Origin of the sequence: Leuconostoc falkenbergense (assembly GCF_045801155.1) — a bacterium.
GTDB lineage: Bacteria > Bacillota > Bacilli > Lactobacillales > Lactobacillaceae > Leuconostoc > Leuconostoc falkenbergense.
Genome location: NZ_CP174386.1, coordinates 712,819 through 728,012, shown reverse-complemented (window position 1 = coordinate 728,012; position 15,194 = coordinate 712,819). Strand labels below are relative to the sequence as shown.

The 15,194-nt window shown below is 36.6% G+C and carries 17 protein-coding genes and 1 pseudogene; 3 read left to right on the top strand and 15 right to left on the bottom strand.

Going from position 1 to position 15,194, the window contains the following annotated elements:
• Nucleotides 1-58: 58 nt before the first annotated feature.
• Together ACI3ES_RS03615 and ACI3ES_RS03610 are read right to left on the bottom strand one after the other, a co-directional pair.
• Entirely contained in the window at nucleotides 59-853 is a 795-nt protein-coding gene (locus ACI3ES_RS03615) for an NAD kinase (RefSeq protein ID WP_004916067.1), read from the bottom strand.
• Nucleotides 850-1,425: a GTP pyrophosphokinase family protein gene (locus tag ACI3ES_RS03610; RefSeq protein WP_004916070.1), complete on the bottom strand. Its 576-nt coding sequence runs from the start codon at nucleotides 1,423-1,425 to the stop codon at nucleotides 850-852. The genes ACI3ES_RS03615 and ACI3ES_RS03610 overlap by 4 nt, the downstream gene beginning before the upstream one ends.
• A 138-nt stretch (nucleotides 1,426-1,563) precedes the next feature.
• On the opposite strand from ACI3ES_RS03610, the gene ACI3ES_RS03605 reads away from it, so the two are divergent.
• Entirely contained in the window at nucleotides 1,564-2,178 is a 615-nt protein-coding gene (locus ACI3ES_RS03605) for a DsbA family protein (protein WP_114666560.1), read from the top strand.
• 128 nt (nucleotides 2,179-2,306) lie between these two features.
• Here the strand turns inward: ACI3ES_RS03605 and nrdG are convergent, their stop codons facing one another.
• The 5 genes from nrdG to ACI3ES_RS03580 form a co-directional block, all read right to left on the bottom strand.
• Nucleotides 2,307-2,888 (bottom strand): anaerobic ribonucleoside-triphosphate reductase activating protein, encoded by a 582-nt coding sequence (nrdG, locus tag ACI3ES_RS03600; protein ID WP_114666559.1) that lies wholly within the window; start codon nucleotides 2,886-2,888, stop codon nucleotides 2,307-2,309.
• Nucleotides 2,824-5,034 (bottom strand): anaerobic ribonucleoside-triphosphate reductase, encoded by a 2,211-nt coding sequence (gene nrdD / locus ACI3ES_RS03595; RefSeq protein WP_114666558.1) that lies wholly within the window; start codon nucleotides 5,032-5,034, stop codon nucleotides 2,824-2,826. The genes nrdG and nrdD overlap by 65 nt, the downstream gene beginning before the upstream one ends.
• Before the next feature lie 237 nt (nucleotides 5,035-5,271).
• Nucleotides 5,272-6,231 carry an ROK family glucokinase gene (locus tag ACI3ES_RS03590; protein ID WP_031941020.1) on the bottom strand — a complete coding sequence of 320 codons (960 nt, stop codon included), beginning with the start codon at nucleotides 6,229-6,231 and terminating at the stop codon, nucleotides 5,272-5,274.
• A gap of 160 nt (nucleotides 6,232-6,391) precedes the next feature.
• A complete protein-coding gene (locus ACI3ES_RS03585) occupies nucleotides 6,392-6,598 on the bottom strand; it encodes a YqgQ family protein (protein WP_004912041.1) in 207 nt (68 codons plus the stop codon).
• 173 nt (nucleotides 6,599-6,771) lie between these two features.
• Nucleotides 6,772-7,050 carry a hypothetical protein gene (locus ACI3ES_RS03580; protein WP_242029637.1) on the bottom strand — a complete coding sequence of 93 codons (279 nt, stop codon included), beginning with the start codon at nucleotides 7,048-7,050 and terminating at the stop codon, nucleotides 6,772-6,774.
• A gap of 311 nt (nucleotides 7,051-7,361) precedes the next feature.
• On the opposite strand from ACI3ES_RS03580, the gene ACI3ES_RS03575 reads away from it, so the two are divergent.
• On the top strand, nucleotides 7,362-7,586 hold the full coding sequence (locus ACI3ES_RS03575) for a hypothetical protein (protein WP_004912037.1): 225 nt from the start codon (nucleotides 7,362-7,364) through the stop codon (nucleotides 7,584-7,586).
• A 159-nt stretch (nucleotides 7,587-7,745) separates the two neighbouring features.
• Here the strand turns inward: ACI3ES_RS03575 and ACI3ES_RS03570 are convergent, their stop codons facing one another.
• Together ACI3ES_RS03570 and ACI3ES_RS03565 are read right to left on the bottom strand one after the other, a co-directional pair.
• Nucleotides 7,746-8,003 (bottom strand): hypothetical protein, encoded by a 258-nt coding sequence (locus ACI3ES_RS03570; RefSeq protein ID WP_114666557.1) that lies wholly within the window; start codon nucleotides 8,001-8,003, stop codon nucleotides 7,746-7,748.
• Between the two features lie 172 nt (nucleotides 8,004-8,175).
• The gene (locus ACI3ES_RS03565) at nucleotides 8,176-8,859 is read right to left on the bottom strand and encodes a rhomboid family intramembrane serine protease (protein WP_114666556.1); all 684 of its coding nucleotides are present in this window, start codon (nucleotides 8,857-8,859) and stop codon (nucleotides 8,176-8,178) included.
• 118 nt (nucleotides 8,860-8,977) lie between these two features.
• Between ACI3ES_RS03565 and ACI3ES_RS03560 the strand changes: the two genes are divergently transcribed.
• Complete coding sequence (locus tag ACI3ES_RS03560; RefSeq protein ID WP_080519015.1) at nucleotides 8,978-9,271, top strand: ribonuclease HIII; 294 nt, start codon at nucleotides 8,978-8,980, stop codon at nucleotides 9,269-9,271.
• A 90-nt stretch (nucleotides 9,272-9,361) separates the two neighbouring features.
• Here the strand turns inward: ACI3ES_RS03560 and ACI3ES_RS03555 are convergent, their stop codons facing one another.
• From ACI3ES_RS03555 to ACI3ES_RS03530, 6 genes and pseudogenes are all read right to left on the bottom strand, one after another.
• A complete protein-coding gene (locus tag ACI3ES_RS03555) occupies nucleotides 9,362-9,931 on the bottom strand; it encodes a DUF402 domain-containing protein (RefSeq protein WP_004912026.1) in 570 nt (189 codons plus the stop codon).
• A gap of 53 nt (nucleotides 9,932-9,984) precedes the next feature.
• Nucleotides 9,985-10,785 (bottom strand): recombination regulator RecX, encoded by an 801-nt coding sequence (gene recX / locus ACI3ES_RS03550; RefSeq protein WP_114666555.1) that lies wholly within the window; start codon nucleotides 10,783-10,785, stop codon nucleotides 9,985-9,987.
• A gap of 56 nt (nucleotides 10,786-10,841) precedes the next feature.
• The gene (locus ACI3ES_RS03545; protein WP_004912020.1) at nucleotides 10,842-11,120 is read right to left on the bottom strand and encodes a hypothetical protein; all 279 of its coding nucleotides are present in this window, start codon (nucleotides 11,118-11,120) and stop codon (nucleotides 10,842-10,844) included.
• 14 nt (nucleotides 11,121-11,134) lie between these two features.
• Nucleotides 11,135-12,421, bottom strand: a complete 1,287-nt coding sequence (locus ACI3ES_RS03540) for a glycosyltransferase family 2 protein (protein WP_114666554.1) — start codon at nucleotides 12,419-12,421, stop codon at nucleotides 11,135-11,137.
• Nucleotides 12,418-13,683, bottom strand: a complete 1,266-nt coding sequence (locus ACI3ES_RS03535) for a hypothetical protein (protein ID WP_242029639.1) — start codon at nucleotides 13,681-13,683, stop codon at nucleotides 12,418-12,420. Before ACI3ES_RS03535 ends, ACI3ES_RS03540 begins: the two co-directional genes overlap by 4 nt.
• A gap of 27 nt (nucleotides 13,684-13,710) precedes the next feature.
• Nucleotides 13,711-15,071 (bottom strand): annotated as a pseudogene (locus ACI3ES_RS03530) (FAD-dependent oxidoreductase).
• Between the last annotated feature and the right edge of the window lie 123 nt (nucleotides 15,072-15,194).

Genomic DNA, 15,194 nt, shown 5'->3' with positions numbered 1-15,194 from the left:
TTCTTATCATACACATCATTTGTCGACGTGTATTTTTCTCCCAAAAAATTTAAAATATTTATTCAATGTCATTGATGAAGGCATTTTGTACGCGACGCCAAAAATCGACGTGACGGTATCTAGCAAAATGGACACATTTTTCAGACACTCTAAATCGCAACTCTAAAATATGATCACTGGCAATTTCTCCCTGATCATACATCACCAAAAAGTTATTACTCTGCGGCCTCATTACAATTTCTTGATCACGAGGTACAATCAATGGTGATCCTAACGTTCTAAAAACACGATTGTTAATTGAAGCAATTTCCGACATTTGAATTGCTTGTAAAGCAGGGTGCAAAACAGCCCCACCATTAGCCTTGTTGTAGGCAGTTGAGCCCGTCGGCGTCGCCACAGCAATACCATCACCCCTAAAACGTTCAAAAACTTCGCCACCTAAATAGATATCAGCGACTAGCGTACCAAGTGGTTGTTTAATGACGGCTTCGTTCAATGCCAAATATTGGCTCTTCTCACCACTCGTTTGAATAACTGTCAATTCCAACAACGGATAACTGACTTTTTGGCCGTTGTCGTGGCTTAAACTAGCTACTAATTGATCTAATTCTGTGCTCAACCAATCAGTGTAAAATCCCAAATGTCCAGTATGCAAACCAACAAATCTAATATGGTCAATTCGGTTGACATAATGCTGAAAAGCGCCCAAAAGGGTGCCATCCCCACCAACAGAGACGACAATATCAGGCTCATCATTATCAACAGTCAAACCCTGTTTTCGCATTTCTAAAGCAAGATTTTTGGCAACAACACGACTGCTAACATCTTCATTGTTGAAAATAGCATACTTCATTCGACCGCTCTTATTTCACTTAATTCTTGATCTAAAGCAAATGTTGATTCTGATAATTTGGTGAGGCGATCAGCCAAATTATCACTTAATTCACCGTGTTTGTAACGCAAATCATGCTCGACTGTTGCCCAAAAATTCATGGCCATTGTACGAACTTGAATTTCCGCTAGTACTTTTAGTTCACCACTATACATTTGAACAGGATATTCAATGACGATATGATATGATCGGTAGCCTGACGGCTTGGCATTAGTCACATAATCTCGCTCTTCTAAAATTTGAAAATCTGTACGCTGTCTTAGCAAATCAACCACAGTATAGATATCTTCCACGTACTTGGTCATAATTCTCACACCAGCGATATCTTGTAAATCAAGCGATAAACGATTTTCGTCTAAATGGCGTCGCACAATTTTTTCTTCAATAGAGGCCTGTGATTTGACACGGCCTGTCACAAATTCAATCGGTGAATCCTCACCGTTTTTTTCGTATTGATCGCGTAATCCGCGTAATTTAACTTTTAATTCTGATACAGTTTGAACGTATGGTGTAAAAAAGATTTCCCAATCCATATTACTACCCCTTTTATACAATTTAAAACATTACTATTACATTTTAACATATTTTTGAGCCTATCATTTGTCAATCCCAATATTGACGGTTATACTAATATCTTGGATATTTATATTGTTTTACGTAGGAGAAACATCATGATCGACATTTACCACTTCGCTAATCCTTTATCAGAAAACTGTTTAGCCACCGAAGAATGCCTTGAAAAACTCACTCATACAGTTTTCCAAAAGGCGCGCTTACGCTTTATTCCACTCATCAATGAACAAGTCAGTGCCAAATTAATCCAAGGTGAGCAATCATTACCGTTAATGGACATACCTTATGACAGAGAATCCCTCATTTGTCGTGTAATTCTTGATTTTAAAGCGGCACAAATTGAAGGCAATAAAAAAGCGCGACCTTTTTTGTTAGCTTTACAGACTGCATTGATTAACAAAAAACAAGTCTACTCTCATTCATTGATTACTGCCATTGCCACACAGATCGGACTAAATCCCGACGACTTTTTAAAAAATCGTATGAGTCAAGAAGTCGTTCACGCGTTAATAATAGATCAAAAATTAGCATGGCGCTTACTGAAAAAATACCAAGTTACAATTGCGATTGATGACTCAAATACACTTGAAACCAACCTATTGACGAATTTTTCAAAAGAATCTCTAACGACACACTTCACACATTCTCGCCAGCAACTTGTTGTTAATACAAAAGATTTGGTCTCCTCGGAAAACGCCAAGACCTTTGCTTAACTTTTTCTCATCAAACGCCAGCAACCCCAAAAAATGACTCACAATTTTAACACAGTTATCAGTAAATACAAAAAAGCTTAATAATTCATCAATACAGATGAATCATTAAGCTTTTTTGTATGACGCTATTACTTCACCAACTTGTCCCAAATCACAACTTGGTCGGATGCCAATGACTTTGGTACATCAATGATTCTTTGATTGGCACTACCTCTGAATTGTAATGTTAAGTCCTTTTCTTCTTCCAAAAAACGACCATCAACCAAAATATCAATTAACGACAATAAACGCGCTTTATCATAGGTTTCGTTTTGCAATTCATCCCAAGTGTAGCCTGTCCAAGACCATATATCTTTTGAATGGCCAAACTCCTTACGGACTCGACGACACAATTTTAGACAAACATCCGTATTGAGAAACGGCTCTCCACCCAATAAAGTTAGACCTTGAACATAATCTTGACTTAAATCTTCAATAATTTGGTCTTCTAATTCTTGCGTGTAGGGCTGTCCAAAATGGAAATTTTGAGCAGCAACGTTATAACAACCAGGACACAGAAACATACAACCACTTACATATAAGCTACAACGCACACCCTCACCATCAACGAAATTAAAAGCTTTGTAGTCAGCAATATAGTTCTGACTATACTTCTGCGCCGTCCATTCTTTGGGCATCGGATTGTTTGGTTTTCGCATAGATCGCGGCATTTTCAATCATCTCCTTGGTTAGGTTCTTTTCACGCGAAATTATTTCAATATGTCGTCCATGAACCATAGGCCGTTGTTGTGGATTGCCAAGATAACCACACGTTCTCTTAACAACATCGCATAGCTCTGGGTCGTGATTGCCACATTCAGGACACATAAAGCCGCGAGCAGTTGCCTTAAATTCACCAGCAAATCCACATTTAAAACACTTATCAATACAAGTATTCGTGCCCAAATAACCGACATGATCATAAGCCCAATTCCAAACAGCTTCTAACGCTTGTGGATTCTGTTTCAAGTTAGGATATTCACAATAATGAATAAATCCGCCCGACGCATATTTTGGGAAAGTCTCTTCAAAACTTATTTTTTCAAATGGCGTCGGATGTTTGCGAACATCATAATGAAAACTATTAGTATAGTACTCTTTATCAGTAATATCAGGCACATCACCAAATTTTTGCTTGTCGAGGTGACAAAATGTGTCTGTTAGTGATTCAGCTGGCGTCGAGTATAGGCTATAATGATACCCACTTTCTGCTTCCCATTGTTGGCAATATTCGTTCATTTTTTTAACAATGTCTTCGGCAAACTCATGTGCTTCGGGATTTTTTTCCCAATTTGCGCCAAAGAAAGTTAAGCACGTTTCGTATAATCCAACATAGCCCAATGAAATTGTAGCACGTCCATTTTTAAACACTTCATCAACTTTATCAGTTGCCTTGAGCCTTTTCCCAAAAGCGCCGTACATATAAAGCAGTGGTGCATTTTCAGGAACAGCTTCTTTTGTTCGTTCAATACGATACGATAAAGCTTCGTGGCATAGCGCCATTTTTTCATCAAAAATTTCCCAAAATAGTGCCATATCACCTTTCGCAAATAGAGAAATACGTGGCAAATTCACCGAAACAACCCCTAAATTCATTCGGCCAGAATTTACTGTGACACCATTTTCATCTTGCCAGCCTTGTAGAAACGATCGACAACCCATTGGTGTTTTGAAGCTACCAGTTAGTTCAACAATTTTGTCATACATTAACAAATCTGGGTACATCCGCTTTGTTGAACATTCAAGCGCCAATTGCTTGATGTCATAATTTGGATCAGTAGGAGCAAAATTTAATCCCTTTTTCAATGTGAAAATCAACTTTGGAAAAATAGCAGTTCGCTTTTCTTTTCCTAATCCCTTAATTCTGATATTCAAAATTGCTTTTTGAATTTCACGTTCAAGCCAACTAGTCCCCAATCCAAAATTAACGGTGGTAAATGGTGTTTGTCCTTGTGATGAGTACATTGTATTAATCTCGTACTCCAAAGCCTGCATTGCATCATAAATATCTTTGCGTGTTTTTTCTTTAGCGTAGGCGTCACGCTTGTCTGCAACTACCCATTGTTCGGCTTCGACAATATGTTTGTCATAATTCATCTGCGCATATGGTGCCAATAATTGATCAATACGATTTGCTGAACAACCACCGTACTGCGACGAAGCGACATTAGCAATAATTTGCGCCATCTGTGCTGTCGCTGTTTGAATAGAATGTGGTGAATCTACCCACGCATTGCCTATTTTATAACCATTCGTCAGCAAATTATCAAAATCGATTAAACAACAATTTGTTGCTGGTGTCACAGGTGAATAATCTAAATCATGCCAATGAATATCGCCGCGTAAATGTGCTTTAGCAACAAGTGGCGGTAACATTTGTAGTCCCAAGGCCCGACTAGCTGCCCCCGCTTCCAAATCGCGTTGCGTATTGAACACGCGACTATCTTTATTCGCATTTTCATGCACAACTGATTCATCTCGTGAAAATAATTTTTCGATTCTTTTTTGGACATTAGCAGCATCCGAAAAATTTTGTTTTTCAACTTGATAGTATGCCTCATATTCGTTAACAGCATCTAATTGTTCATAATTTGTGAGTAACGAACATAATAGATTACGAATTTCAGAAGTTGTCACACTCACTTGAGAATCCAAATATTGATACAAATCATGACTAATCGCATCAATAATATGGTTTGATAGATTGAGTTTCGTCAAAATAAAATTAATTTTGTACTCGTAAAATTGTGTTTCTTCACCACTTTGCTTAATGACTGTTAAATGGGGTAAATTGCTAAGTTTCATCGTATCGCTCATTACTAAACTAATTCCTCCAATGCTTTTTTGAATTGTTATAATTAAGATGTTACAACTATTCTTTGCATAAGAATAGGACAAAAAGTGTCCCCTATTACCGCATTAATCTAAAGACTATTGATATAATCGCATTTTAAGCGTTAAAAAAATTTATAATAATAGACCGTTCAACTCAAATGTTTTGTTACACACCACAAAAAAAGACAAATCAGTTACCCACTGATTTGTCTTTTTTATTTATGCACGTGCAAGGCTTGCTGCACCAATTACACCAGCATCATTCCCTAATTCAGCTAATTTCACGCGTGTTGAATTACGAACAGTTGGAAAGGCAAACACTTTCCAATTTTCTTCAACACGAGCTCGCAAAAATTCACCAGCAGCAGCTACACCACCGCCAATAACAATTGCAGATGGGTTCAAAATATTTGACATTGCTGCCGTAGCATATCCGAGATAATATGACACTTTGTTGACAACCTCATTAGCTAAAAAGTCACCGTTTTTTGCTAAGTCGAAGACAATTTTTGATGTCACTTCTTCGCCATCATCAATCATCTTTTTCAACTTAGAGTTACCGACATACTCTTCTGCCAAGTCTTGTGCCAAATGGACCACACCCGTTGCGGAAGCATATTGTTCCAAGCAACCACGATTACCACATGTGCACAAATAACCATTTGGCTCAACAACCATATGACCGACCTCACCACCGGCACCTACTGTACCGTGAATCAGCTGGCCATTTGCCACCAAACCACCACCAACACCAGTGCCTAATGTCACAAATGACACTTCATCATCGTTGTTTCCAGCACCTTTCCAAGCTTCGCCAAGCGCTGCTGAGTTAGCATCATTGTCAATCGTTAATGTAAATCCAGTACCAGATTCAATATCTGCTTTAACTGGCTGCTCTGTCTTCCAATTAAGGTTAAAAGCACCTGTTACCGTACCAGTAACCCGATTAACAGTACCTGGTGTTCCCATTCCAATACCGATAATACGATCATGATCCAGTTGGTACAAATCAAGGTGATGATTAATTGATTCCACAATATCTGGAACAATATGAGCACCATCATCTAGAATATTTGTTTTGATTGACCATTTTTGCTGAATTTCACCTTGATCTGTCAAAATTGCAAACTTGATAGTTGTACCACCAAGATCGACACCGATAAGCTTATCTTTTGCCATGATAATTATAATAATGTTGCCCGATCTAACGACTGCAAGTTCACTGGACAGCCTCAATGAAGGCAACATATTTCCTCCGTATGAATTGATTACTTAATCATTCTAACAGATATGACTAGCCAAGTGCAAGCGGTTTCACAGTCTAAATAAACAATGATAGTCAATCACTGGGACTTTCAAGTTCCAATCGGTGTTCGTGTGCCAAAATGACTTTCATTGTTGCATACATTTTTGGTTGAATAATATCTGCTTTATATAAATTGTCCACTTCTAAGGCAGCCATTTCGATATCCCATAGCCGCTTTCCAACATGAATATACACACCGAATTCTTTTAAATATTGTAGAACATCATAAAAAGTTTTCATGATTTGCAACGCTCCTTATATATCAACGTTTAAGATATTTTTTGAGTTTACTAGTTCACTTATGCTCTCTTGGCATTTCTTTGTTAGTAAACTGATATGTACTTATAATTAATTATTGCTTTCATCTCTTGAATTCAAATAGTTAACAATCTTTTTAACATAGTCCATATTAATTAAACCAGCAAAAACTCACCATTCTCACTCATCACAATATTATCAGGAGATATATACTGTTTATATCTCTCATCTTTTGAGATATAATTTTTCATATCTTCGTTTGCCGACAACAAGACTAACAATGCTTTTTTAGACAATAGCGTTCGTTCTCCGTCAGTTTCCCGATAAAAATAATAGCGACGTGTAAAACCCGCTGTCCTGTTTCCAATATTCCACAAAACATCTTTCCAACTATGTTTTTCAAAAATACCATACTTCACATCACTATCACTCATATTTGTAAATTTCCCCTTAATTTATACAGATACACCAAGTAAACATATCACATCTATTCAATAAATAGCCATCACAGTGATTTCCTGACAAAGTTATTTTTTAGGATTTTTCAAATTCATTTTTTGAATAAGATTATGTCCGCTATCAGCCAAATAAAAGGCACTACACTCGTCGTTCATCATGTCTCAATTTAATTAACTCATCCCCTTTGTTGTGCGATTACGTTTAATATCCTTTTAAAATCTTCTTAACTAATCAATCAGTATATTGTTTAGTTGTATACTGATAGTTGGCTAGAAGGAGGGAAAATATGTTAGATGTTGTCGTTTCGGTGTTACATCTTGTAATTTTTGTGAGTGCGATTGGAAGTTTTATTGTACTGAAATCACTATTCAATACGTTCACTAAAACACAGAAGATATGGGTCGCAATTCTGGTAGTGTCTGTTGTGATTTCATTTATCATTTCATTTTTTACTAATGAGATGCCAGATATTATCCAAGGATATAAAGATGGCTTCAATGCCGGCAAATAACCTGTTCAACATCGTCATACTTGATGATGTTTTTTTGTGAGATCAACGACTTTAAAAATTGTCAGTATAAAGGCGGTCGTTCTATCTGACTTGTAATCTGGTTAAGTTATTTGTTTAATGACATAACGTAACCAGTGCCTTTTTTTAGATCAAGATATTTTAGAACATGCCAAAATATCTTGAAAAACCAACGTCTGGTTTGTTTAGCTGATTCAACAATTTTAACGCAGGCTCAGAAAGTTTCTGATTATTAATAATAACTGATTTCAAATCATATACTAAATTTTTAACAACGACTTTTTCGCTCTGTTGCTCATCTCTTAATTGATGTATCGCTTTATTGACAAATTTTTGTTCTGTTTCATTAACTGAAATTGTTATTAACTCATCAAGTAAATTGTTTTTTCGCTCGCTCATGTTGTCACCTCTTGACACTGATTTTACGCCAAGGTTATTAGTGTCGCAAATTATGACTTTAATCGTATTTTTATGTTAAATACCAAACTAAACAACCATCCGCTCTTACTGACATTTATATATTTAGCATATATGTAATTAATTCAAAATTATGAACTGAGCTTAGAAGTTTTCATGATTTTACGCCCATAAAGATAGTCAATCCGATTAACAACAATGTCAATAATACCATCACTAGCCGAACATGCCAGCTGAATTTCCCGTTACGACTATAAAAACCAAAAATCATGGCAAACATTACCCCGCCAATGAAGCCACCAAGATGACCCCAAAGATCAATGTTTGTAGCAGAAAAACTTGACAACAATGTCAATAAAACAAACAATCCCATCATTGATCCTAATGCCCTTACGTTGGGGTCATGACGGAACTGATAGGCAAATATCATTAAGCTACCAAACAAGCCGAATAATGCTGTCGAGGCACCCACTGAAATCGTATTTGGCGAAAATAAATACGAAAAAATATTACCGGAAATACCGGAAAAGAAGTATAAGCCTAAAAATTTGCGGCTACCAAAAGCGTCTTCTGCTATCGGACCAATAAACCATAAAGTCAACATATTAGTGACAATATGCATAAAACCAGCGTGTAAAAATATAGGCGTGATTAAACGCCAATACTGCGAATCGCCCTTGATATAAGGTCCCCACTTAGCACCTACTTGGACCAAAAAATAGCTATTGTCGGTTGTCCCACCACTGACGACCAGCTCAATCAAAAAAACAACAACTGTTACCGTCAATAATATCGTGGTTACTGGTGCAACTACATAATGTGTTTTTAACGTTTTCATAGTCCCCATTTTAACAGATTATAACCTTTGTTGCTCGCATAAACTATTCCACCTTCATATCATTTTTAATAGTCCTATGTTAAAATGACAACAATTAGTTATGTAAGGAGAACAACCAATGCTTGGTATTCTATTAGTCCCATTCTTTATTTTGATAGCTTTTATTTATTTAATCACCTTTATGTTCGTTAATACATTCGGTGTTGTTTCGCGACTTATTTTTGCCATCGTGATTATATTATTACTAGCTTTTATCGTGAAAAATTTCTGGGCTGTCGTTGGTTTCATTGTATTAATTGCATTTGCTTTCTGGATTCGCCAGAGGTTTATTCAACCACACATGAATCATCAAACGCAACAAGACCCATCGACATTTGATGGCGAATTCGAAGAAGTAGATAAAGACAAGTAATTATTTGGGTTCAATTTAATCAAGTTGAGCCTTTTTATTTGCATATAAATGACCAAACAAAAAAGCATTCAAATAATCAAATGCTTTATTTCAACGACGATCTTTCAACCGCTGTTGCATCAAATACTGATACCTTGCGTACCAAACGTCTACATAACCCTGCGAAAACGGACCTGTGCCAGCGTTAATCCAATCAACCAAAATTTTGACATGTGCTTTTAAAATCTTATCAATTTCTGGTGGATAATGCCATTTCTTACTGTGAGCTGCATATTCATCAGCGTCCAGTAAATGTTTTTCGCCATCTGGAAACACTTTAACATCAAGATCGTAATCAATATATTTAAGCGCCTCTTTATCCAATACATAAGGAGATGCGAGATTACAATAATACGATACGCCATTATCACGAATCATCGCAATGATGTTAAACCAATACTTTTTGTGGAAATAAACAATGGCTGGTTCACGTGTCACCCAACGCCGACCATCGTCTTCAGTCACTAAAGTATGATCATTTAGGCCAATAATCGCGTTCTCACTAGTTTTTAAAACCATGGTATCGCGCCAAGTTCGATGCAACGAGCCGTCGTGCTTATAGCTTTTGATCGTGATGAAATCACCTTCGCGTGGCCCGCGACCTGGTTTATCAACGCTCATAACGCTACCTACTCTTCTAACACCGAATTTCTATTTCAGTATACCACAATTTACTAGTCGTCTTCCAGCATTAAATTGGTCAACACACTGTCAATTAAATCGGAAGGATACCCTTTTGCGTAAAGCCCCTTTTTCGTTTTAAACTGGCGTTTTGAATTATCGTCACGATGATAGCGTCGCCATAATTTATCAGCTTCTCTTTGAATGTTTTCTATCTCTGACTGCTCATCATTTTCTGCCTCTAAATCACTCACAACATTTTGTGCAATATCAAAAGAAAAGCCTTTCTTAGCAAGTGCCGCAATGATTTTTTGTTGCTTACTGCGTGTTGATTCTCGTTTATACGTAACAGCTGCTTTCTTGGCGAGTTGTGTTGCAACGATGATTTGTTCCTCATCAGTGTATGTTGCCAATGCTTCTTCAATATTGATATCCGACACACCCGCTTGTTTAAGCGCCATTTTAATGACAATTGGTCCCTTTGGACTAATTGTTTTTTTAGTGGCAACATAATGGATGGCGTAATTAAGATCATCAAGATAATGTTGCGCCTCTAATTGACTGATCACTTGTAATTGCACTTGTTCAGGAATTTCTTTATCGTTCATTTTTTGCTGAACTTGTTTTATTGTTCGAAGCGAATGACCAAGATAGTTCAGGGCAACGCGCATTGCTTTCGCTACTTCGTCGCTCAATTTAATATCAGCAATCAAGTCATCATCCAGCTCGCGCCCTTTCGCTAATCCGTATTTAATCAGGACACTCTCAGATACACCAAATGCAAATTGATTATCTAAATCAATGTTGTATCGACCAGCTTGTTTTTGAACTGAAATTTTGGTTATTATTTTCATAATGATGTGATGTTTCTCCTCCGTCAACCAAAATCAGCCTGAAACACAATAAAGTTTCAACTCACCAAGTGAGCGCCAAAAGTCATGAACATCAAAATGAAAAAAAGCAAACATAGTGCCACTACCAACACACTAACAACAAAGTCTTTATTAACCAAATACTGATGTTTCTGCGTGATTTCATTTCTTTTGTGATACCATTCTCGACGATTTTGATTGCATACTATACTGGCTAATATCATACCAAAAAAGCACAATACAAGTACAGCAACGCTCACCCAAAAATTAATCTGTGTATTTTGGGTCAATTGTGGCACTGCTCCTAGCAAAATCATGATTGCCTCCAAATTTATTTTTTCATTTTTGTTCTGGTTGGGCTAACCCATGTTCCTTGTCCAGCTAATCCCAAGACACTTTTCAGGGCTGGAATGAAAGTGACAGCTATTGTAATGGCATTCATTTGCCAATACCAAGCCATGTACATGGGTGCAAATAAGAGATATTTTAATTTTGCACCGTGATTATCAAGCACCAAGGACGCAACTAACTGCCAAATCCCAACCATTGAGATAAATGCTGAGAAGACAAAAACCATGTCTAACGTGTGAATGAGTTGCTCCGTGTCATTAGTGAAAACAAAATAAAATAACTTGAGCGCCAACCAACCGGTGAATATCAAATAATAAAAACTCCATATTATACTACCTGTTTGATCCAATAGAAGCACTATTTTAGCAATATTTTTGATAGGATGCTTAAAAATACGCGAAAAATTAGTCACCCATGCTTCTGTGCCACCCTTTGCCCACCGCTTTCTTTGACTATATAGCATACCTAACGTGCTCGGTACATTCATATAAAACATAATATCTGGTGCAAATACGGCTTTCCATCCGCTAAATTGTTGATCCCAAGCAATCGATATGTCTTCGGTTGCACGATCCTGACGGAATCCCCCACAATCAAGAACGGCATTCTTGCGATACATTGTGTTAGCGCCGGAGTACGCGTACATATTGCCGAGAACACCCATTTGAGAGCGTTTAATGATACCCACAATGCTGGAAAATTCAACGGTTTGCGATTTTTCCAATAGCAAAGAGCGATTTTGGACATCCATATTAGCTGTGACAGCAGCAACATTTTGACCACCAGGTCGCAAAAAATAATTCATGTATTTCCATAATCCGTCTGGCGCACAAACCGTATCCGCATCATTACTCAAAATATAGTCACCACGACAAAAAGATAACCCGATATTAAAAGCATGTGCCTTACCCTTATTCTTGTTGACACGTAAAACGCGTAACTTCTGATACTTAGCACTTAGTCTAGACAAAATTTCCGGCGTTGTATCAGTTGAGCCATCATCACAAACCAGCACCTCATAATTGTGATATTCTAAATCGTTCATTAAATAATCAATCGTATCTTCAATAACCATTTCTTCGTTATGGCAAGGAATCATGATTGTAATCATTGGCTCTTTTTCGACTCGAATTTTTTTAAAATCACGATCCAAAATTTTACCAACGTACACTGTGCGATAAAAAATGCCACCAATAGTCCAAGCAATAGCGCCAATAATCGGATATAAGGTCAAAATTTGCACAAAAACTGCCAGAATTTGCTTCATTTAATTTCTACCCCACTTTCCTTAAATAAGTCACTAATTAGGTGATCATCAATATTTTGTTCTTCATTAACAGCATAATATTTCGTTGATTCACGGAAATTTTTATCACCATATCTACTCGTGTAAAGCTTATCCATGACTGCCTTTCGCGCCTGAAGTTTATCGTCATCATACGTGATTTGATTCGGGTATATTTTTTGTTCACGATAATTATTTCGTACCAAAAATGCCAAACTACATACAAGCACAACGACAATCGCAATCAAGATTGAAGCTTGTAGGAATTTAGTAAGATCAAACCCATCTTGATATTGCCAATGATACAATGACTGCCACAATTTACCGTTTTTTAATGAATTAAACAATATCAAAACTGGTAACACAAGCACGATTAAGAAAGCAAAATTGATGCCGAGTTGTCGTAATTTAAGTCCCCAATTGCCTTTTTCGAAAAAATCGTCTTGTACAAAATTTTTCACATTTTGTGACTTTGATGCTTTATCATCAGTTTCAATAAAAATATTTTCTTGACTAAATTGCTTAGTATTTGATTGTATATGTTTGTCAGTCATTTTTTTCAGCCAATTCAATTTTTTTGTCAAATTCTTATTAGGATCTAATAAATACTTCTTTTCCAATTGTAGAAGCGTCTCTTTTGGCAAAATATTGGCATAATAGCCTGTATTGTTGAGATCAAGTTGTAAAGCATATACCGCTTCTTTAATAAATGATGCTTGTCCACTTTCCATATACTTGATAATGACCATTAAAAACTCAGATGACAAAAATTTATCTGGAATCTTAGAGTCCTTAAGTATCGAATCGTTGATAATTTTTGAAGCTTTTCGATCAATTGCCTCAACTTCTAAACGTAAGTTTGCCTCTAAATCTTGATTAATTAATTTTTTAATTGGCCAAAACACCTTATATTTTGACAATTCTTTTGACAACATATAGACAATTAAAAATAAAAAGGCCGATAACATTAATAATCCAACAACGCGCGTCCAAATATTTTCAGTCGTGCCAGTGCTGCCATACATTAAACTTGCTGCGCGATTAGAAAAAACAATACTTCCCAATAAAGTCATTGGTAAGATTAATGCCACAACACTTGTAATCAAAGATTGTCTGTCGTTTGACTCTTTTTTAAATGCTCTGATACACTCGTTTCTGGAAAAGGCGTTTTTTTCTAATTCTTGCAAAAGTTCCCATGACACATAACAGTAGTCTAACTCGCTAATTTTCTGGTCTGTTACCATTGTCAGCACTCCTTTCCATCGCCAACATTACTTGACGGCTTTTTCTTTTTGGCGAATCGCATCAGCAAGAATCTGCGTAAAACTTCTAGGATTATTGAAGCCATGTTTGAAATAAAAATCACTGTATTGAAGGTCTTCAACCGTTAAATTATTTTGGATAGCTAAGGAAATAATCTCTGCTTGCGCGCCAACCTCAAAGGATGATCCTTTACACTGTATACCTAATATTTTGTGGGTCACTTTTTCATAAACCAAATAAGCTTCAAAGAAAGCATTACCATTGACATATTGATCTCTTATGGTAACAACATCGCTATCAAAACCTTCTTGTTTCGCTTTTTCGTGTGTCAAACCAGACATGCATAACGATATGTCACGGTCAAAATTCAGTTTGTATGTGCCTTGAGAATATTTCAATTGGACAGTATTGCCTGCTAAATTAGCGCCCGCAACATCTCCTTGTCGAATAGCGTCACTCGCGTGTGGCACATAAGTTGGTTCCTTTACGTTGGTTAGTTTGGTTGTCGCACAATCACCGACAGCATAAACATCTGGATGACTCGTTTGCATGTAATCATCTACGATAATCGCGCCACGATCGCCCAGTGCTACTTGATTGGCTACTAGAAACGAATTGGGTCTAAACCAGTTGCATAAATAATACCGTCAGCCTCAAAATGTTGACCATCAGCTGTCCTAACATGGCTAATTTTACGATTACTGTCCTTTAGATTCTCTTCATCAATGCTGGTAATCAAAGTATTTGTGATAATTTTAACGCCATTTTCTACCAATGCATTTTGCATATCAAGCGCAATTTCTTTATCCAAATATCGGTTTAAGATGAAATCAGAAGAATGAATAATTGTGGTTTCAATTTTTAATTCACTCAAAATTTTAGCCATTTCAATGCCAATTGCACCACCACCAATCACAATGCAGCTCCGACTTTCAGCCATTAATTGTCTAATTTTAACCGCGTCTTCAAATTTTTTGATAACATAAAGTTTATCTACAAAACCATCTTGAACCAATGACAGACTGGGATACGAGCCAGTGGCAACGACTAATTTATCAAAGTGATCTTCTTTTTCTACATCATAAACCATGTCAACATAGTGAATGGTCTTGTTACTGAGATCAACAGAATCAATCACAGTTTGTGTTTTAACTGTAATATGTTTTGCTTCTAGTTCAGCAATTGTGGTATAACTTGATAATTTCAAAAAGTTACTATCGCCAGCTAAATAGAGCGGTATACTTTGCGCTACAAAGCCAATGCTCTTTTGCTTTTCGTAAATGACGATGTTACTATCTGGATTTTCTTCCCGTGCCCGTAGCGCACATGCTATGCCGGCGTGACTAGCGCCGATGATTCTAATTTCCATAATTACTGCTCCCTTAATCAATTTTTGATATCATAACATTAATAATGCCATCATCTTAAATAATCATCATAAAACTAATATTATTACCTATTTACGTTTATTTTACATGATAAATATGAATTT